Annotated in this window: 14 protein-coding genes, 1 tRNA gene, 1 pseudogene and 1 riboswitch; of the genes and pseudogenes, 8 read left to right on the top strand and 8 right to left on the bottom strand. The window is 73.4% G+C overall.

Translation table 11 applies throughout. The features are described from left to right. Positions 1 to 50: 50 nt before the first annotated feature. Positions 51 to 1,118 (bottom strand): citrate synthase 2, encoded by a 1,068-nt coding sequence (locus ADJ73_RS00835; protein ID WP_050346683.1) that lies wholly within the window; start codon positions 1,116 to 1,118, stop codon positions 51 to 53. Then, entirely contained in the window at positions 1,115 to 1,585 is a 471-nt protein-coding gene (locus tag ADJ73_RS00830; protein WP_050346682.1) for a hypothetical protein, read from the bottom strand. The genes ADJ73_RS00835 and ADJ73_RS00830 overlap by 4 nt, the downstream gene beginning before the upstream one ends. Before the next feature lie 50 nt (positions 1,586 to 1,635). Here ADJ73_RS00830 and ADJ73_RS00825 point away from each other — a divergent pair, with 50 nt between their 5' ends. The 5 genes and pseudogenes from ADJ73_RS00825 to ADJ73_RS16375 all read left to right on the top strand — a co-directional run. After that, complete coding sequence (locus ADJ73_RS00825; protein ID WP_050346681.1) at positions 1,636 to 2,328, top strand: pyridoxine/pyridoxamine 5'-phosphate oxidase; 693 nt, start codon at positions 1,636 to 1,638, stop codon at positions 2,326 to 2,328. Between the two features lie 85 nt (positions 2,329 to 2,413). After that, the gene (locus ADJ73_RS00820; protein WP_050346680.1) at positions 2,414 to 3,136 is read left to right on the top strand and encodes a metal-dependent transcriptional regulator; all 723 of its coding nucleotides are present in this window, start codon (positions 2,414 to 2,416) and stop codon (positions 3,134 to 3,136) included. Between the two features lie 167 nt (positions 3,137 to 3,303). Then, positions 3,304 to 3,452, top strand: a riboswitch (cyclic di-AMP (ydaO/yuaA leader). Next, the gene (locus ADJ73_RS17230; protein ID WP_050346679.1) at positions 3,453 to 4,274 is read left to right on the top strand and encodes a C40 family peptidase; all 822 of its coding nucleotides are present in this window, start codon (positions 3,453 to 3,455) and stop codon (positions 4,272 to 4,274) included. 254 nt (positions 4,275 to 4,528) lie between these two features. Next, a complete protein-coding gene (locus ADJ73_RS00810) occupies positions 4,529 to 4,822 on the top strand; it encodes a hypothetical protein (RefSeq protein ID WP_156188052.1) in 294 nt (97 codons plus the stop codon). A 326-nt stretch (positions 4,823 to 5,148) separates the two neighbouring features. Further along, a pseudogene (locus tag ADJ73_RS16375) lies at positions 5,149 to 6,353 on the top strand (IS3 family transposase); the annotation flags it as partial. Between the two features lie 48 nt (positions 6,354 to 6,401). On the opposite strand, the gene ADJ73_RS00800 reads toward ADJ73_RS16375, so the two are convergent. Together ADJ73_RS00800 and ADJ73_RS00795 are read right to left on the bottom strand one after the other, a co-directional pair. Next, positions 6,402 to 7,673 carry an IS256 family transposase gene (locus ADJ73_RS00800; RefSeq protein ID WP_216593690.1) on the bottom strand — a complete coding sequence of 424 codons (1,272 nt, stop codon included), beginning with the start codon at positions 7,671 to 7,673 and terminating at the stop codon, positions 6,402 to 6,404. A gap of 700 nt (positions 7,674 to 8,373) precedes the next feature. Further along, positions 8,374 to 8,449, bottom strand: a tRNA-Arg gene (locus ADJ73_RS00795). 336 nt (positions 8,450 to 8,785) lie between these two features. Between ADJ73_RS00795 and ADJ73_RS00790 the strand changes: the two genes are divergently transcribed. Together ADJ73_RS00790 and ADJ73_RS16770 are read left to right on the top strand one after the other, a co-directional pair. After that, complete coding sequence (locus tag ADJ73_RS00790; RefSeq protein WP_050346675.1) at positions 8,786 to 12,391, top strand: DUF4011 domain-containing protein; 3,606 nt, start codon at positions 8,786 to 8,788, stop codon at positions 12,389 to 12,391. Next, on the top strand, positions 12,388 to 12,654 hold the full coding sequence (locus ADJ73_RS16770) for a hypothetical protein (RefSeq protein ID WP_156188051.1): 267 nt from the start codon (positions 12,388 to 12,390) through the stop codon (positions 12,652 to 12,654). The genes ADJ73_RS00790 and ADJ73_RS16770 overlap by 4 nt, the downstream gene beginning before the upstream one ends. A gap of 114 nt (positions 12,655 to 12,768) precedes the next feature. Here the strand turns inward: ADJ73_RS16770 and mscL are convergent, their stop codons facing one another. The 4 genes from mscL to ADJ73_RS00770 all read right to left on the bottom strand — a co-directional run bounded on the left by mscL (position 12,769) and on the right by ADJ73_RS00770 (position 16,171). After that, entirely contained in the window at positions 12,769 to 13,131 is a 363-nt protein-coding gene (gene mscL, locus ADJ73_RS00785) for a large conductance mechanosensitive channel protein MscL (RefSeq protein WP_050346674.1), read from the bottom strand. Between the two features lie 244 nt (positions 13,132 to 13,375). Then, positions 13,376 to 13,981 carry an SAF domain-containing protein gene (locus ADJ73_RS00780; protein ID WP_050346673.1) on the bottom strand — a complete coding sequence of 202 codons (606 nt, stop codon included), beginning with the start codon at positions 13,979 to 13,981 and terminating at the stop codon, positions 13,376 to 13,378. A gap of 206 nt (positions 13,982 to 14,187) precedes the next feature. Next, positions 14,188 to 14,535, bottom strand: a complete 348-nt coding sequence (locus ADJ73_RS16370; RefSeq protein ID WP_082176642.1) for an FmdB family zinc ribbon protein — start codon at positions 14,533 to 14,535, stop codon at positions 14,188 to 14,190. A gap of 58 nt (positions 14,536 to 14,593) precedes the next feature. Continuing rightward, positions 14,594 to 16,171 (bottom strand): potassium/proton antiporter, encoded by a 1,578-nt coding sequence (locus ADJ73_RS00770; protein ID WP_367379589.1) that lies wholly within the window; start codon positions 16,169 to 16,171, stop codon positions 14,594 to 14,596. An 81-nt stretch (positions 16,172 to 16,252) separates the two neighbouring features. Between ADJ73_RS00770 and ADJ73_RS00765 the strand changes: the two genes are divergently transcribed. Beyond that, positions 16,253 to 18,838 (top strand): penicillin acylase family protein, encoded by a 2,586-nt coding sequence (locus tag ADJ73_RS00765; protein WP_050346671.1) that lies wholly within the window; start codon positions 16,253 to 16,255, stop codon positions 18,836 to 18,838. Position 18,839 lies beyond the last annotated feature (1 nt).

Below are 18,839 nucleotides of genomic sequence, written 5' to 3'. Positions count from 1 at the left end.
GTCGCAGCCGTATGCCGACCGGGGCTGCGGCTCGCCGGGATCCGGACGCCTCAGCCGCCCGCGACCGCGGTGACCGGGCGGGGCGGGGGACCGGCATACGTGGCGGTCGGTCGGATCATGCGGCCCAGGGCCTTCTGCTCCAGCACGTGCGCGGACCAGCCGGCGGTGCGGCCGCACGCGAACATCGGCGTCACGAGGGGCGCCGGGACCTGCGCGAGGTGCAGGATCACGGCGGCCCAGAACTCCACGTTGGTGGCGATGACCCGGTCCGGGCTGCGCTCGCGCAGGACGTCCAGCGCGGCGGCCTCCAGCGCGCACGCGGCCTCGAGGTGGGGGGCCTGGAGGCGCTCGCACAGGGCCTTGAGGACGGCGGCGCGCGGGTCGACGTCGCGGTAGACGCGGTGGCCGAAGCCCATGAGCCGGCCACCGTCGTCGAGGGCCTCGCGCACGACCGTCTCGACGGGCACGCCCGCCGCGGCGTCCTCGAGCATCCACAGCACCCGGCGCGGTGCGCCGCCGTGCAGGGGGCCGCTGACGGCGCCCACGGCCCCGGACAGGCAGGCGGCCGCGTCGGCACCGGTCGAGGCGATGACGCGCGCCGCGAGGGAGGAGGGGTTGAGGCCGTGCTCGGCGATGGCGACCCAGTAGGCGTCGACGGCGGCGACGTGCCGCGGGTCGGGGTCGCCGCGCCAGCGGATCATGAAGCGCTCGGCCAGGGTCCGCCCCCGGTCGACCTCGCGCTGCGGCACGGCCGGGAGCTCCTCGCCGCGGGCCGACTGGGCGATGAAGCTCAGCGCCATCACCGACGCCCGCGCCAGGTCCTCACGGGCCTGCGCGGCGTCGATGTCCAGCAGCGGCCGGAAGCCCCACACCGGGGCCAGCTGCGCCAGGGCGCTCTGCACGTCGACCCGCACGTCCCCGGTGCGCACCGGCAGCGGGAACGGCTCGGCCGGCGGCAGCCCCGGCGTCAGCGCGTCGTCGACCAGCAGCCCCCACACCTGCTCGAAGGGCACCCGCCCCACGAGCTCGCGCACGTCCACGCCCCGGTAGCGCAGCGTCCCGCTGTCGCGGTCCGCCTCGGCGATGGACGTGACCCACGCCGGGTGGGCTTGGCTCACTCGTCGGCCCCGGCGGTCGGCGGTGCCGAGGGCGGGGACGAGGGCGGTGGGGACGAGGGCTGCGACGAGGGCGGGGACGAGAGCGTCCGGCCCTGGCCGCCGACCTGCTTGACCCGCGGGCCGATCCGGCGCCGGTCCCGGGCCGGCCGGACCCGCTTGTCGAGGTCGTAGCCCTCGATCAGGCTGGCCAGCGGCTTGCTGCTGGCCGGGTGCGAGGCCACCGGGTTGTCCCCGTTGAAGACCACGAAGAGCCGCTGGTCGCCGTCGAAGACCGTCAGGACGGACCCGTCGACGAGGTGGTGGGCGTGCTCGAGGGCGCGCCGCCGTGAGTTGGCCCGGGCGACCTCGCGCTCCGCGAGCTGCCGCGCCGGCTCCTTGCCGTGCTTGACCGCTTCGTACACCAGGGGGCCGTACTTCACGCCCAGCTTGACCAGGTTGTTGACCGCCTTGCCGCTGCCTCGCGCCATCCTCGGGACCTCCTCGTGACCGGCTGACCCGCACAGCCTAGTCTCGTGACATGAGCGACGAGCTGCCCGGCGTGCCCCGCATCGACTACGCAGGGGAGGGGTTGGACGAGTCGACGATGGCGGCGGCGCCGTGGCCGACGATGGCGGCGTGGATGGCCGAGGCGGTGGCTCACGACGCGGCGCGCGGCGGCCGGGGCGAGCCGGACTGCCTGGACCTCGCGACGGTCGACGCCGACGGCTTCCCCGACGTGCGGCCGGTGCTGATGAAGTTCTTCGCGCCCACCGGCCCCGGCTTCATCACCGACTCCGGGTCCCGCAAGGCCCGGCAGATCGAGGGCGACCCCCGCGTGGCCGCGACGCTGCGGTGGGCGGCGATGCACCGCGTCGTGCGGGTGCGCGGGGTGGCGCAGCCCCTGGCCCCGGAGGAGCTGGAGGGCTACTGGAGCACCCGCCCGTGGGGCTCGCAGGTGAGCGCCTGGGCCTCCCACCAGTCCACCCCGGTCCCGGGCCGGGCCGAGCTGGAGGACCGGTATGCCGAGCAGGCCGCCCGCTTCACGCAGGACGGCGTCGAGGAGCCGGTGCCCATGGCGCCGACCTTCTGCGGCTGGCGGATCCGCTGCGAGCGCGTCGAGCTGTGGGCCGGGCGACCGTCCCGGCTGCACGACCGGATCGTCTTCGAGCGCGTGGGGGACGGCGACCTCACCGACGCCGCGTCGTGGCGGCGCACCCGGCTGATGCCCTGACCCCGCGAGGGCGGCGAGGAGGCCGCGCGGTGCCGCTCGGCAGGCGTGCCGCGGTCCGCCATACGGACGTGGCAGGCTTGGTCCCGTGACTGAGCTGATCGACACGACCGAGATGTATCTCCGGACGATCTACGAGCTGGAGGAGGAAGGCGTGCTGCCGCTGCGCGCCCGCATCGCGGAGCGTCTCGGTCACGCCGGGCCCACCGTCTCCCAGACGGTCGCGCGGATGGAGCGTGACGGGCTGCTGCACGTCGCCGGCAACCGGGAGATCCAGCTGTCGCCGCAGGGCCGGCTGGCGGCGACCCGGGTGATGCGCAAGCACCGGCTCGCGGAGCGGCTGCTCGTGGACGTGATCGGGCTGGAGTGGGAGTACGTCCACGACGAGGCCTGCCGCTGGGAGCACGTCATGAGCGAGCGGGTGGAGCGCAAGATCCTGGGGCTGATCGGCGACGACCACGTCTCGCCCTACGGCAACCCGATCCCGGGCCTGGACGAGCTGGGGGGCCACGGCGTCCCGGACGGCGGGGCGACGCTGCGTCCGCTGCACACCGTCGTCGATCAGACGGTGACGTCAGTCACAGTCACGGTGCGTCGGATCGGTGAACCGGTGCAGGTGGACCACGAGGCGCTCGGCCTGCTGACGTCGGCGGGGGCGCTGCCGGGCGGGCGGGTGCAGGTGCGTCGCGACGACGACCGGATCGTGGTGGTCGGCGTGGGTTCGGCTGACGCACAAGGCATCTCGCTGCCGCTCGACGTGGCCTCGCACGTCTTCGTGGACGAGGTCGCGCCCGACCAGGTCCGCTCGTGACGTCCGGTCGTGTCCGTCGGTGCCGCTAGCACCGGTGCTTTCCCGCGCGGGCAGGCATTAACCCACCCGTGACCTGAACGTGACAATCCTGCCGGGGTCCGCTACGTTCTCTCTCGGCTCTTCTCCCCCTGGAAGGGCTGCAGCGAGAGACGCCGAGTCCTGTCACTCCCGCTGATGTGCTTATTTCCGCTGACAGGAGCGGGGGACCCACCTTTGACGCGCGAGCGTCATGGGGTGAAGCCACCACCGGTGGCCGGGCGCACACCTTTCCGCCCGAACCCGACAGCTAACTTCGTAGGCGTTCGAGAGGTCAACTGTGTCCATTCGCTCCATCGGTCGGCACCGTGCTGCCGACGTCTCGTCCGCCAGTCTCCTGATCGACGCCGCGAAGCACCACGCCGCCCCGACGGCCAAGCTCGCCGGTGTCGCCGCTGCCTCCGGTGGCATGGTCATCGCCGCGGCGATGCCCGCCCAGGCCGCCGGTGCCACCACCGCCGCTCCCGCCGCCGTCGCCGCGCCCTCCGTGGCCGCCGCCGGCCAGATGGGCCGCGCCGCCGTCGTCGGCGTCAAGAAGTCCAAGCTCAAGAAGGTCCGCGGCACCGTCCGCAAGCGCACCGCCATCAAGCGCAAGCGCACCGCCATCAAGCGCAAGCGCACCGCGACCAAGCGCGTCTCCCGCACCTACCGCCGCACCGCGGTCAAGCGGGTCAACCGTCGCTACGTGCGCGTCTCCCGGACCAACGTCCGTCGCGCCATCGCCCGTCCCGCCGTCAAGCGCGCCGCCAACCCGGCGCCCCGCGCCGTCGCGGGTGGTGGCGTGCTGCGCACCGCCGCCAGCCTGTCGGGCATCTACTACCGCTACGGCGGCACCTCGACGTCCGGCTTCGACTGCTCCGGCTTCACCGGCTACGTCTTCCGCGCCAACGGCAAGTCCCTGCCGCGCACCGCTGCCGCCCAGCAGGCCGCCACGCGTCGGGTCTCCGCCCCGCAGCCCGGTGACCTCGTGTTCTTCGGCTCCCCGGCCTACCACGTGGGCATCTACGCCGGCGGCGGCATGATGTACGACTCGCCCCGCACCGGTCGCACCACCGGGCTCCACAAGATCTGGAGCTCCAACGTGACCTACGGTCGCGCCTGAGCGTCGACCTCTCGACGAGGCCCTCCCCGCTGCTGCGGGGAGGGCCTCGTGCTGTGCGCACCCCCTGAGGTCGGGCCGAGCGTGGTCCGTCCCCCTCGCGGACCACGGCACGGCCCGACCATGCAGGCACCAGTCTGCCGGGACTCACCCGGGGGCCGCATCCATCTTTGGTCTGGTCCTCGGCTACGACCCTGGTCGTATGCCGTATGCCTGCTGGCCTTGTCACCGCGCTCCCCGAGGCGCATCCTCGGGCCATGAGGGGGATCGTGGGGGCGTCCGCGCTGGTGGTCGTGCTGCTGTGGCCAGGCGGCTGCGCCCCGTCGCAGGGCTGCACGTCGATCGGGGCTGCCAACGGGGTGAGGGTCCGTGCTCCGGGCGCGGGCCTGCGACCGGGGACCTCGGTGGAGGTGTGCGTGCGGGGACGCTGCGTGCCCGGGGCCGCGCGCGGCGAGGACGAGTGGTTCGCCGAGATGGACAGCCTGTCGTCGACGGAGGCGGTCGAGGTCGAGGTGAAGGTGGCTGGGGTGACTGCGGTCCGAACACCGTGACGCCGGCGGTCGTGCAGCCCAACGGGCCGCGCTGCGACCCCACGGCCCACCAGGCCACGGTGACGGTGCCCTCTCGACCCCCGCAGTAGTGCCGTGGGCGGCCCCGCAGCGACCCCTTGAGCCGTCAGCGCTCTAACGTGGCATCTGCGACCACGCTGGCTGTAGCCGCGGGCCATGGGCGCCCTGAGACGACCACAAGGTGTCCTGGTGTCCTGGGGGTGTGGTTGTGGTCGGTATGGCGCCCGTGGGCGACCACAACGTGTCCTGGGGTTGACCCCGTTCTACGGACATCCTGACTGGCCGGGCCGTGTGCCTGGCGAGAGAGGATGCCCTTCATGGGTGCGAAGAGGAAGAGCTACACCCCGCAGTACCGGGTCGACGCGGCCCGGTTGGTGATCGACTCGGGGCGCGCGATCGCTGAGGTGTCGCGTGAGATCGGGGTCGGGGAGCAGCTGCTGGGACGGTGGGTCGCTGCGGAGCGGGCCAGGATGGTTGACCCGCCGCCGGCGGTTGACGTCAACGAGCGCGCCGAGCTGGAACGGCTCCGCGCAGAGAACGCCCAGCTACGCATGGACCGGGAGTTCCTGAAAAAAGCAGCGGCCTTCTTCGTGGCGGAGAACGCGTCGTCGCGGCCGATGCCGCCTACGCTCTGATCCACGCGCAGAAGGCCGCCAGCGAATCGAACGGCATCCCCGTGACGCGGATGTGTCAGCTGCTGGGGGTGTCCAGGTCGGGCTACTACGACTGGGCCGACCGGCAGCACCGCGGGCCGGGTCCGCGGGCTCGTCGCCTGGCGGGCCTGGCCACCAAGGTCGTCGCCGCACACGCGGCATCCGACGGCGTGAACGGCTCCCCCAGGGTCCTCGCCGACCTACGCGCCGCTGGTGAGGTCGTGTCCCGCAAGACCGTCGCGAAGATCATGCGTGCCAACGGCATTCAGGGCATCAGCCCACGCACGTGGAAGCCGGTCCCGCCGATGGGTATCGACCCGAGTCCTCACTCGATCCCTGACCTGGTCGGGCGCGACTTCGACCGCGGACAGCTCAACGTCGTGTGGACGTCCGACATCACCTACCTGCCCACCGGGCAGGGGTGGCTGTACCTGTGCGCCGTACGCGACGCATGCAGCCGCCGGGTCATCGGGTACGCCTTCAGCGGCAGCCTGCACACCGACGTCGTCGAGACCGCGTTGCGCCGCGCGGTGACCTTCCGCGACCCAGCGGCCGGCCCCACCGGCGCAGTGGTGTTCCACGCCGACCGCGGCTGTCAATACACCTCCGCCCAGCTGCACCAGGTAGCCCTCGAGGTCGAGGTACGCCAGTCCGTCGGGCGTACCGGGGTGTGCTGGGACAACGCCCAGCAGGAGAGCTTCTGGTCGACGCTAAAGACCGAGTTCTACAACCGGCACACCTTCCCCACCCACCACGACGCGATCAAGGCCGTCACCGCCTGGATCGAGAACGTCTACAACCGCCGCCGACGCCACTCAGCCCTCGGCATGCAGACCCCGGTAGCCTTCGAGCACCGGATCACCACCGCGGGGTCTGTCCGACGAACGGTGTTTCTGGCGTTCATCTTGTTAGAGGTTCTCGGCGGCCGGCATGCGGTCGGCGAAGGTGACGGCGAAAGCGTTGAGTGCGGGCTTCCACCGCATGGTCCATCGTGCCTGCCCGGTGCCCTTGGGGTCCATCCCGCGGGTGACCAGGTACAGACACTTCAGAGCGGCCTGCTCGGTGGGGAAGTGCCCGCGCACGGAGATCGCGCGCCGGTAGCGGGCGTTCATCGACTCGATCCCGTTGGTGCTGAAGAGCACGCGTCTGATCTCCACGTCGTAGTCGAGGAAGGGGATGAACTCCTCCCACGCGGCGCGCCACAGTTTGGGGATGGCCGGGTAGGGCTTGCCCCACTTCTCCTCCAGCTCCTCAAACGCCGCCCAGGCCGCCCCGGCGGTGGGGGCGGTGTAGATGGCCCGCAGGTCCTTGGCCAGGGTGTCCCAGTACTTCCGGGAGGCGTACCGCAGGGTGGCCCGGATCAGGTGGATCACGCACGCCTGCACGATCGTCTCGGGCCAGACCGCGGTGACGGCGTCAGGCAGGCCCTTCAGCCCGTCGCAGACCACGAAGAACACGTCGGCCACGCCGCGGTTCTTGATGTCGGTCAGCACGCTCATCCAGAACTTCGCGCTCTCCCCGCCGCCGTGCCCGGCCCACAGGCCCAGGACGTCCTTGCGGCCGGCCAGGTCGACCCCGATCGCGGCGTAGAAGGGCCGGTTGCCGACCTGCCCGTCGCGGACCTTGACGTAGATCGCGTGGATGAAGATCGCCGCGTAGATGCCCTGCAGCGGCCGCGCCGACCAGGCCTGCATCTCCTCGATGACGGCGTCGGTGATCCGCGAGACGGTGTCCTTAGACACCGACGCCCCGTACACCTCGGCGAAGTGGGCGGAGATCTCCCCGGTGGTCAGGCCCTTGGCGTACAAGGAGATCGCGACCGCGTCCACGTCGTTCAACCGCCGCTGCCGCTTGGCCACGATGACCGGGGCGAACGTGCCGGCCCGGTCCCGCGGAACCTCAATCCTCACCTCTCCGGCGGCGTCGGTCAGGACCGTCTTGGGTCGGGTGCCGTTGCGGACGTTGCCGCCCTCGGCGGCGGGCTGGTGCTTGGCGTGACCGACATGTTCGGTCATCTCCTCCTCCAACGCCGCCTCCAGAACCGTGGCGGTGATCGTCTTCAGCAGCCCATCCGGGCCCGTCAGATCCTCACCCCGAGCGCGGGCTGCCTTCACCAGCTGCGCCACCGCCTCGCGTTCAGCCTTGCCCGGCTTACGGGCCTTGGCTGCTTCCTTGGGCATCGAGCTCATGCCCGAGTGTGTGTCGGTCATCGCTGACCAGCCTTCCTCACCGACCCTGTCGGCGTGTCGGGCCAGAAACACCGCTCAGCGGACAGTCCCCCACCGCGGCCCAGGCCGCCTAATCCGATGTCCGTCGAACGGGGGCAACCTCATCAACTCCACAGGTTGTGGTCGGTATGGCGCCCCCGGGCGACCTCAAGGTGTCCTGGGGGTGTGGTTGTGGTCGGTATGGCGCCCGTGGGCGACCACAAGGTGTCCTGGGGGTGTGGTCGTGGTCGGTATGGGACCCCCGGGCGGCCGCACCGTGTCCCGGGGGTCCCGGCAGGGTTGCCGCTGGCCGCAGCTGCACGGGGGCTATCGTCGCCTTGATGGGAAGTCCAGGCGGGGGGCGTAAACCGCGACCATTGGGGCGGGAGCTCCTGCTGACCGCCGCCGGTTCGGTGCTGCTCTGTCTCGTGCTCGCGGCCTGCTTCAGGATGGCCGGGATGCCGGCGGGCGAGGCGCCGCGGGAGTCGTGCTAATACGTGGTGATCGCCGCCAGTTCGTGGCTGGTCGCGGGCCTCGTGTTTGATCGGCTGCTACCGGCGCTGGGTCGGCGCCCGAAACGGACGCGCTGACAGTCACATTGGTGAAGGGCGCCTCGGTTCTGGACCGGGACCCTCTTCATCATGCCTGGGCCAAGGGAAACTGCAGTGATGAGTGGTGCCCCCGGCAGGATTCGAACCTGCGACACCCGCTTTAGGAGAGCGGTGCTCTATCCCCTGAGCTACGAGGGCGGGGGTGGCGGCAGCGCCGACCACGGGCACCCATCTTGTCATGCCGCAGCGGCGGGCGAGGACAGCGCTGGGCGAGGACATCGCTGGGGGAGGCGGCCGCGGCATACGGCTCGGTGGGTGATGGCGAGGTGCAGTACGCAGGTGACCATGGCTCCTCGCAGCGTGGCATCCGGGCGAATTGCCCCGATTCCTACTCGCCAGTCTTGACCTGAGCGAGTAACTTGCTGATGATTCAACGAGCGGCGCGCATCATTCCTCCCCCTGCATGATGCGCGCCGCCTCCATGTCCGCCTCCATGTCCTCGGAGGGCACCGGCGGGCTCGCTATCCTTGGGCGGTGACTCCACCGCCCCCTGCCCCCGCCAACCCGGACGACGGACAGGACCCCGCCGCCGCGGCGCTCGCGGGGTGGCGTCAGGAGCTGGCGACGGCCGGCGGACCCAATGCCCTGCTGTGGCACCACGACGACGAGCGCCGCCTCCTCGAGCTGACCCACGCCCACCCGGCCGGCCTGGCGATCTTCCTGTCGGGGCGGGACGTCAAGCTGTCCGACCTGGTCCGAGAGCCGCGCGCCTCTGCCGAGGCGGCCGAGCGGGCCCGCGGCATCGACGACGCCGCCCGCCGGCTCTGGGAGGAGCGCGGGCTCGCCACCTGCTTCGTCGCCGCCGGTGTCGCCACCTGGCAGATGCCGGGCGGCCGGTCCCCGCAGGCGCCCGTCTTCCTGCGCCCCTGCGAGCTCCGCCCGCGCGACCCGGGACACCGCGACCTCGACGTGGTGGTCAGCCGCACGGTCGAGCTCAACCCCGCCCTCGTGCAGCTGGTCCAGGCCGAGCTGGGCGTCGCGCTCGACAGCGACCGGCTGGCGCGAATGTCATGGGGCCGCAACGGGTTCGACCCGGAGCCGGCCTACCGCGAGCTGGCCCGGCAGTGCACCGGACTGCCCGGCTTCACGATCCAGCGCCGTCTGGTCCTCGGGCTCTACCCCTACGCCAAGCTGCCGCTCGTGGCCGACCTCGCCGACGCCGACGTGCTGCGGCACCCCGTCGTCAGCCTGCTCGCCGGCGGTGCCCATCAGCAGACGCCGCGCCCCCATCCGTCGCTCCCGCAGGTGCTGCCCCTCGACGCCGACCAGCGCGCCGCGCTGGCCGCGATCGGGGCCGGTGACGACGTGGTCGTCCAGGGCGCCCCCGGGACCGGTATGACGCAGCTCGTGGCCGCCGCCGTCGCGGGGCTGGCCGCAGCGGGCCGCAGCGTCCTGCTGGTCTCCCACAAGCGTGCCGCCGTCGACGCCGTGCGGCGGCGCCTCGCCTCGGTCGGGCTGGGCCTCGTCGAGGAGGTGCACGACGGCCCGGACCTGCGCCACGACCGCCGGGCCCTCGCGCCGCTCGGCCACGCGGTGGCCGCCGACCCCCGGCCGGACACCGCCCACGACCTGCAGGCCGCCGCGGAGCAGCTGCAGGACCGGTTGGCGGCGCTGCACCAGGTGCGCGAACCCTGGGGCGTCAGCGCGTTCCAGGCCCAGGGCGCCATGGTCGAGCTGTCGGCGCTCGACCCGGCCCCCCGCTCCCGGGTGCGGCTCACCGGCGAGGCGCTGCGCGCGCTGAGCCCGCAGCTGCTCGACCTCGCGACCCGCCAGCTCACCCAGGCCGCGGGGGAGGGCGCCTGGCTGACCGACGACGCGGCGGACCCGTGGCGTGGCGCCCGCATCGTCACGCCCGCCGACGCCGACACGGCGATGGCGGCGTGCCACCGGCTCGTCTCGGCCGACGGCATCGACCGCCTCCTCGCGCTGACCGGCGCCCTCGCGGACGAGGCCGGCCTCCCGCGCCCCACCTCCGCAGCGGCCGCCGGCGCGGACCTCGACCTGGTCACCGGTGTCCGCGCGACGCTCGACGTCTTCGCGCCGGAGGTGTATGACGCGCCGCTGCCGGACATGCTGGCGTCCACGTCGACGACCTACCGCGAGGAGCACGGCTCGACGCTCGGGCTGCTGCGGCGGCGGGGACTCGTCCGGGAGGCGCGGCGGCTGCTGCGTCCCGGCCACGGGCCGGCCGACCTGCACGGCGCCCTGCTCGCCGCGCACCGCCAGGCCCTCGCATGGCGGGACCGCGCCGGCGCCGCGACCCGGCCCGTCGTGCCCCACGGCATCGACCAGGCCCGCGCTGCGCACGACGCGGTCATGGCCGACCTCGCGCTGCTCGAGCCGGCGCTGGCGACGACGGACGACGGCGGTGGCCTGGACCAGCAGCCCCTGGACCAGCTCCGCGAACGCCTCCTCCAGCTCACCCGCCAGCCCGAGCGGCTCGCCGTGCTGCCCCGCGTCACGCCCGTGCTGGACGAGCTGCGCGGCCAGGGGCTCGGGCCGCTGATCGACGACCTGACGACCCGCCGTGTCGCCCCCGACCACGTCGCGGCCGAGGTGCGGCACGTGTGGTGGAGCTCGCTGCTCGACGAGGTGCGGCGCACCGACGCCCGGTACGGCCGGCACGACGGGGCCGCGCTGCACGCCACCGCCACGACGCTGCGCCGGCTCGAGGAGCAGGCGCACCGCGAGCGCGCCCAGGAGGTCGGCCGCCAGGTCGCGCGCGCCGCCGAGGACGGGACGCCGTGCTGGGCCGTGTCCCCGCACGAGGTCGCCGCGGTGCTGCCCCCGGGCCCGGTGGTCGACACCGTCATCGTGCTGGAGGCCTCCCAGCTGTCGGTCGCCCAGGCGGTCTCCGCGATCAGCCGCGGACGCCAGCTCGTGGTCTGCGGCGACCCGCAGCAGCTGCCGCCGATCGAGCTGCGTGTCGGCGTCGACGACGCGGGCGGGCACGACGTGCGGGCCGACGAACGATCGCCCTCCGTGCTGGGGGCCCTCGCCGCCCACCTGCCGGTCCACCACCTGGAGACCCGGTACCGCAGCGTCGACGACCGGCTCGCGACCGTGCTGGACACGGCCCTGGGCGCGACCCTGGACACGACGCTGTCCGCGACCGCGGCCGCAGGCCGCGACGAGACCGACGTGGCCGCCCCGGTCACGGTGCCCTCCGGCACCGCCGCCCGCGGCCTGGTGCTCGAGCACGTCGCCGGTGGCGACGACGCCGCGACCGGGTCGGGCCCCGCCCCGGTGACGACGTCCGCCGAGGTCGACCGGGTGGCCCGGCTGGTGCTCGCGCACGCCCGCAACACCCCCGAGCGCAGTCTCGGGGTCGTGGCCCTGGACGAGCAGCACGCGGCGGCGGTGCGGACCCGGTTGCGGGACGAGCTGGCCCGCCTCGGTGTCGGGGACCGGTTCTACGCCCCCGACCGCGACGAGCCCTTCTTCGTCAAGCACGTGGACGACGCCCAGGGGGACACCCGCGACGACATGATCGTGACGGTCGGCTACGCCGTGGATGCGAGCGGGCAGGCGGGACACCGGTTCGGGGTGCTGGCGCTCGCCGCCGGGGAGCGCCGCGTCGCCGTCGCGCTGACCCGCGCACGCGACACGGTCACGCTGGTGTCGACCCTGACCGGGGACGAGCTGGCCGAGGTGGGTGCCGGGACCCCGGGCGTCGCCCTGCTCGCCACCGCCCTCGGGCTCGCGCAGGAGGCACCCGGCACCGCGCCGTCCCGGGGGCCGGTCACCGACCCCGTGACCAGCGAGCTCGCGTCCCGGCTGCGCAAGGCGGGCCTCGAGGTCACCGAGCGCGCCGGCCGCGGCGCCGGCGAGGTGGAGCTGGCGGTCCGCGACCCCCGGTCGGTCCGTCCGGTCCAGGTCGCCGTCGAGTCCGACGGCCCCGCCTATGCCGCCCTCCCGCGCCCCGTCGATCGCGACGTGCTGCGCCCCCAGCTGCTCGAACGCGCCGGCTGGCGGCACCTGCGGGTCTGGACCCCGGACCTCTTCATGGCGCCCGAGCGCGAGGTCGCCCGCATCATCGACGCGGCCCACGACCACCGCCGCCCCGAGGACGGTCGATGACCCGCCGCCACCGTCGCGTCGACGCGCCCGGCACGGGGGCCGCTGCCCGCATCCCCGCCGGTGAGCCCGAGCCGCGCCTCGACGACGACCCGCAGTCGTATGCCGCTACGCCGCCTCCCGAAGACCTCGATGAGGGTCCGGACGAGCATCGGTCGGCGGCTGGAGCACCGCCGCTGGTGGTCGGGCGAGGCTCGGCTTCGACGAGCCGCGAGAGCGAACGCGACCGGTGGCTGCGTGAGCAGCGACCGCCGCACTGGGGCTGACCCGGACAGGATGACCCGGACAGGGCTACCGGGCAGGACCACCCGGGCCGGACGACAAGGACAAACGAGAAGGCCCCGCCAGATGGCGGGGCCTTCTCCGTAAGAGGGGGGTGATCAGCGGCGACGCAGCTCGTCGCGGATCTCCATGAGCAGCGAGGCCTCCTCGGACGGCGCCTCGGACTCCTCGGCGCCCTGCTTGCGGCGGGCCGCGATGGCGTTCATCGGGGCGACGACCAGGAAGTATATGACGGCGGCGAGGATCAGGAAGCTGACCAGCGCGTTGACGAAGTTGCCGACGGGGAGGCCGCCCGGCTTCCAGCCACCGAAGTCAGGCTGGCCACCCAACTTGCCGATGAGGCCGGTCAGGATGGCAACCATTGCCTCGACGACCTTGCCGAACGCGGCGCCGATGACGACGGCGATCGCGAGGTCGACGACGTTGCCGCGCATGATGAAGTCTTTGAAGCCCTTGAGCATGAAAGTCTCTCGTTTCTTGGGAGGTGGGACGCGGGTCGGCTCAAGACCCGCGAGGTCGGGCGCTGCGCCACCCAGGCGGCAGGCAGCAACGCACAGTCAGTAACCGACCATAGTTGATCGTTCATAGCCAACACAACCGGGGAGGTCGTGCGCGGATTGTGATGATTCTGGATGCAGGCTGGTTCCCGCGAATGTCAGGAATCTTTCGCCGTCATCGACCCGCCGACGCCCCTCGCTACGGATCTCAGCGTCCCACCAGCACGACCTGCAGCGGCGCCGGGTCGGGGTTGGCGGCGCGCGCCCGGTGCAGCGCCTGCAGCTCCGCCGGCCTCAGGGACACCAGGATCGACCGCCCGGCGCCGGGGCCACCCCCTGCGGACGACAGCGCCAGCGCGGCGGGCTCGCCCCCGCCCGCGGGCAGGGCCAGCACCACGGCAGCAGCGCTGACCCGGGTGTCGCCGGCCCAGACCTGGACGCGGTCGCCCACCCGCACGGCCGCCATGACGAGCGGGTCAACGCCGCCGAGGGGCACCGCCAGCGTGTCGGGGTCCTGCCCGCGCAGCAGCGCAGGCCCGAGCAGCTGCCGGGGCGTGACCGGGTCACCCGCGGCGACCGGCGACGAGAGGGGACGGCCGACCAGCTGGTCCCGGGTCGGGGGCGCCGGTGGGGCATCGGGCCCGGGCCAGCGGCGCTCGCGCAGGTCGGTGTCGCTCAGCACGTGCCCGGCGGGGAGGTCCTGCGCCGCCGCGAGGACCACGGCACCGACGGGCGGCGGCGGTGGGAAGGCCAGGCGGAGGACGAGCGTCACCGCCGCGGCGAGGGCCAGCGCGGCGAGAAGGCGGCGCGTCATACGCCACCACCAGGCGACCCGACGCCCCGCCGGGCGCGGGGCGCGTGGGTGAGCGGCGGGGGAGCCGGCCGGGCGGCGGCGCGTGAGCGAGGGCATGCCCCGCACGTTAGGGATCTCGGGGCGTCACCGGGAGCGGGCGGGCGCTGCCTGTGGACGACGGCGCGCGGGACGCGACGATCTGTGGACAGACCGCCCCGCAGCCGGGGTCAGGCGGAGGCGGAGCCGGCCGGTGCGCTGGACGAGCTCGTCGCAGAGCCGGTCGAGGAGGAGCTGCTCGAGGAGGAGCTGGACGAGGTCGACGAGCTCGCCGAGTCGGAGGTGCTGCTCGACGTCGTCTGGGCGGCGGTGCCGGCCCCGCTGCCGGCCCCGGTGCCCTTGCCGCGGGAGTCGGTGCGGTAGAAGCCGGACCCCTTGAAGACCACGCCCACGCTGTTGAAGACCTTGCGCAGCCGACCCTCGCACGCGGGGCACACCGTCAACGAGTCGTCGCTGAAGGACTGCACGATGTCGAAGGCCTCGTCGCAGCTGGTGCAGCGGTAGGAGTAGGTAGGCACGGGCGTCTCCACAACAGATGAGGTCGAGCGGCGCCGCGAGGAGGGCGCACACGGTCGGTCATTCTAGCGAGGTGTCGCGGCGGTCCCGGCCACGCTCACGGACCGTGCGGGGCCGCGGCGGCCGCTCTCCCGGGCGCAGCCAGCCGGCCAGCCGACCCTGCGAGGACACCGCGTGCAGGCGTTCTTCGGTCTGCTCGCGCAGCGCGCTCGGGGTCACCACCATGATGGAGTCGCCGCGCCGCAGCACCGTCGCCCGGTCGGGCACGAAGGAGCGCCCGTCCCGCAGGACCAGCGCCACGTTGGCGCCCTTGGGGAGCCGCAGCTCGTAGACCTCCACCCCCGACATGCGGGAGTCGGCGCCGATGTCGACCTGGACGACGTCGGCGTTCATGCGCTCGAGCGGGGTGGACTCGACCTGCAGGTCCATCGTCGCGCCCTCGTCGATGACGCCGAGGCGCCGCGCCACCCACGGCAGCGTCGGCCCCTGCACGATGGTGTAGATCACCACGAGCATGAAGACCAGGTCGAACAACCACGACAGCTCGGTCGCGCCCTCGGTCGCGGGCACCGTCGCGAGCACGACCGGGACGGCGCCGCGCAGCCCCGCCCAGGACAGGAAGGCCTGCTCCCGCAGCGTCAGGCGGAAGGCGCTGACCGAGGCGAGCACCGACAGCGGGCGGGCCACGAGCAGCAGCACCAGGCCGAGCAGCAGCGCCGGCATCGCCCAGCCCAGCAGCTCGTCCGGGGAGGCCAGCAGCCCGAGCAGGACGAACAACCCGATCTGCGCGAGCCACCCCATCGCGGTCGCAAACCCGCGGGTCGCCGCCTTGTGCGGCAGACCGCTGTTGCCGAGCACCAGGGCACTGACGTAGACCGCGATGAAGCCGCTGCCGTGCACGAAGGTCGCGGCGGCATACGCGAGGGCGGGGACGGCGAGCACGCCGATGGAGAAGAGTCCCGAGGAGGTGTCGGCGTAGCGGCGCAACAGCCGGGTCCCGAGCCACCCGACCCCGAGGCCGACGACGGTGCCGGCGGCGAGCTCGAGGACCGCCTCCAGGGCCAGGACCAGCGGCGACGCGTGCGCGGTGCCGTCGACGACGGCGGTCAGCGCGGTGACCAGCAGCACCACGGGCGCGTCGTTGAGACCCGACTCGGCCTCCAGCATGCCGGTCAGGCGCCGGGGCAGCGGGACCGCCCGCAGCACCGAGAAGACGGCGGCCGCGTCGGTCGACGACAGGATCGCCCCGACCAGGAAGGCCGACGGCCACCCCAGCCGCAGCAGCCAGTGCGCGGCCACCCCGATGACCGCCACCGACACGAGCACCCCGACCGTCGACAGGATCGCGGCCGGTGCCACCGACGGACGGATGTGTCGCCAGGAGGTGGTCAGGCCACCCTCGGAGAGGATGACCACCAGCGCGACGTACCCGAGCGCCTGGGTGAGGCGTCCGTCCTCGAACTGGATGCCCAGCCCCATCTCCCCGAGCCCGACCCCGATGAGCAGGTAGAGCAGCAGGGACGGGAGCCCCGAGCGGGTGCTGATGCGCACCGCGACGACCGAGAGCAGCAGCACGGCCGCGCCGATGAGCAGGACCAGGCGCAGGTCCTCCACCCCGAAGCCGCCGACCGCGTCCATGACCCGCATTCTCCCGTATGCCGACCGCCACCGTCGCCGCGGTCCGTCGGCCTGTCGGTGCCGTGGCCTAGTCTCACTGTCGTGTCCCACGCTGCCCAGATCGCCCGGCGCACCGCCGTGACCGTGGTCGTGCTCCTGGTCGTCGCCACCCTGATCGTGGCGGGGGTCCTCTGGGGCGCGGTGCGGCGCACCGACCCGACGGTCGACGGGACGCAGCGGCTGGGTGGTCTCGCCGGTCAGGTCGACGTCAAGCGGGACGCCCAGGGGGTCCCGCACCTCTACGCCGACACCCCCGAGGACCTGTTCCGCGGGCAGGGCTACGTGTCCGCGCAGGACCGCTTCTTCGAGATGGACCTGCGGCGGCACGCCACCTCCGGCCGCCTCGCCGAGATGGTCGGGGAGGCCGGGCTGGCCTCCGACCGCAGCGTGCGCACCATGGGCTGGCGGCGCGTCGCCGAGCAGGAGCTGCCGACCCTGTCGGCCGACACCCGCCGCTACCTCACGGCCTACGCCGACGGCGTCAACGCCTACCTGGACCAGGCGGGCGACCCGACCCGCGTCGCCCCGGAGTACCTCCTGCTCGGGCTCAAGGTCCGCGGCTACCGCATCGAGCCGTGGGGTCCGGTGGACTCGCTGGTGTGGCTCAAGGCGATGGCCTGGGACCTGCGCGGCAACTACCGCGACGAGCTGTCCCGGGCCCGGCTGATGGCGCAGGGACGGTCCCTGGACGAGGTGCGCGAGCTGTGGCCCGCCTACGACACGGCGGCGCAGGCCCCCATCCTGTCGCCCGCCGACTGGGCTCCCGCGGGCGGTCACGGCGGGCGGTCCGCGCGGCGGCCGGGCGGCATACGGGCTGGTCAGGGGCAGCAGGATCAGCTGGAGCAGGCGCTGGACCGGACCGCCAGCGGGGTCGGCGCGGTCGTGCCGCTGATCGGCTCCGGGGAGGGGATCGGCTCCAACTCCTGGGCGGTCGCGCCGTCCCGCTCCGCCACCGGGCACGCGCTGCTGGCCAACGACCCGCACCTCGGCCTGACCCAACCGGGCATCTGGCACCAGGTCGGGCTGCACTGCCGCACCGTGTCGACCGCCTGCCCGTATGCCGTCACCGGGTTCACCTTCGCCGGCTTCCCCGGGGTGGTGATCGGGCACAACCAGCGCATCGCGTGGGGCTTCACCAACCTCGACCCGGACGTCAGCGACTTCTACCTCGAGCGGGTCAAGGGCGACCAGGTGCTTAAGGACGGCCGCTGGTCCCCGCTGCAGCAGCGCACCGAGGTCATCCGCGTCGCCGGCGGCAAGGACGAGACGATCACGGTCCGCTCCACCACCCACGGACCCCTGATGTCCGAGGTCGCGAGCGACATCGCCGACGCCGCGGCCACCCCGGGCGCGGGCACCCCGGCCGCCGGGGAGCGTACCGCCGTGGCGCTGCGGTGGACCGGGCTCGACCCGACGACCACCGCGGACGCGATCTTCCGGATCAACCGGGCCACCGACTTCGCCGGCTTCCGCAAGGCCATCGCCTCCTTCGCCGTGCCCTCGCAGAACGCCGTCTACGCCGACGTGGACGGCCACATCGGCTACCAGGCGCCGGGGCTCGTGCCGGTGCGCCAGAGCGGCACGGCCGGCACCCCGCCCGGCTACCTGCCGGCGCCGGGCTGGGACTCCCGCTACGACTGGCGCGGCTTCGTCCCCTTCGACCAGCTGCCCTGGGCGCTGGACCCCAAGGAGGGGGTCCTCGTCACCGCCAACCAGGCCGTCACCGCGGCCACCACGCCCTTCCTCACCAGCGACTGGACCCCCGGCTGGCGGTCCACCCGGATCCGGACCCTGCTCGACGGGTCGGGGCCCATCACGCCGGACCGGATGCGGGCCGTGCAGGGCGACGTCAACGATGACTTCCGCGCCACCCTGACCCAGGCGCTGCGGTCCGTGGACCTCAGCCGCGACCCCTTCACCCAGGAGGGGCAGCGGACCCTCGACGGGTGGGACGGCAGGTTCGTCACGGGGGAGTCCGCGTCGTCGCGGGCTGCGGCCTACTACACGGCCTGCTGGTCTGCGCTGCTGCACCGGACCTTCGACGACGACCTGCCCACGGGGATGCGCCCCGACGGCGGCTCCCGCTGGGCGTCGGTGGTGCAGCGGCTGCTGCAGGACCCGCGCTCGCCCTGGTGGGACGACCAGACCACGCTCAAGATCGAGACCCGCGACGACATCCTGCGCCAGGCCCAGGTCGACGCGCGGCTCGAGCTGACCCGCCTCACGGGCAAGTCGGTGGAGCGGTGGGACTACGGCCGGCTGCACGCGCTGCGGCTGCGCCACCCGCTGGGCGCGGCCGCGCCGGGCCTGCTCGGCGACCTGCTCAACCGCGGCCCGGAGCCGGCGCCGGGGTCGCCGCTGGCCCCCAACGCCATCGGCTACGACCTGGCCGAGTCCTACGCCGCCGACTGGGGCCCGTCGATGCGCATGGTCGTCGACCTGGGGGACCTCGACAGCAGCACCTGGGTGCAGCTGACGGGGGTGTCCGGTCACCCGACCAATGAGCACTACGACGACCAGACGGCGCGCTGGCTGCGCAACGACCCCTACCCGTGGCCCTTCACGGACCGCGCCGTCGAGGACGCCACCCGCCACCGGCTCACGCTGCTGCCCAACGACGGCCGCTGAG

Origin of the sequence: Arsenicicoccus sp. oral taxon 190 (assembly GCF_001189535.1) — a bacterium.
In the GTDB taxonomy this organism is placed as follows: domain Bacteria; phylum Actinomycetota; class Actinomycetes; order Actinomycetales; family Dermatophilaceae; genus Arsenicicoccus.
Note: the sequence above shows the minus strand (reverse complement) of the source record. Positions and strands in the feature narration are given on the sequence as shown.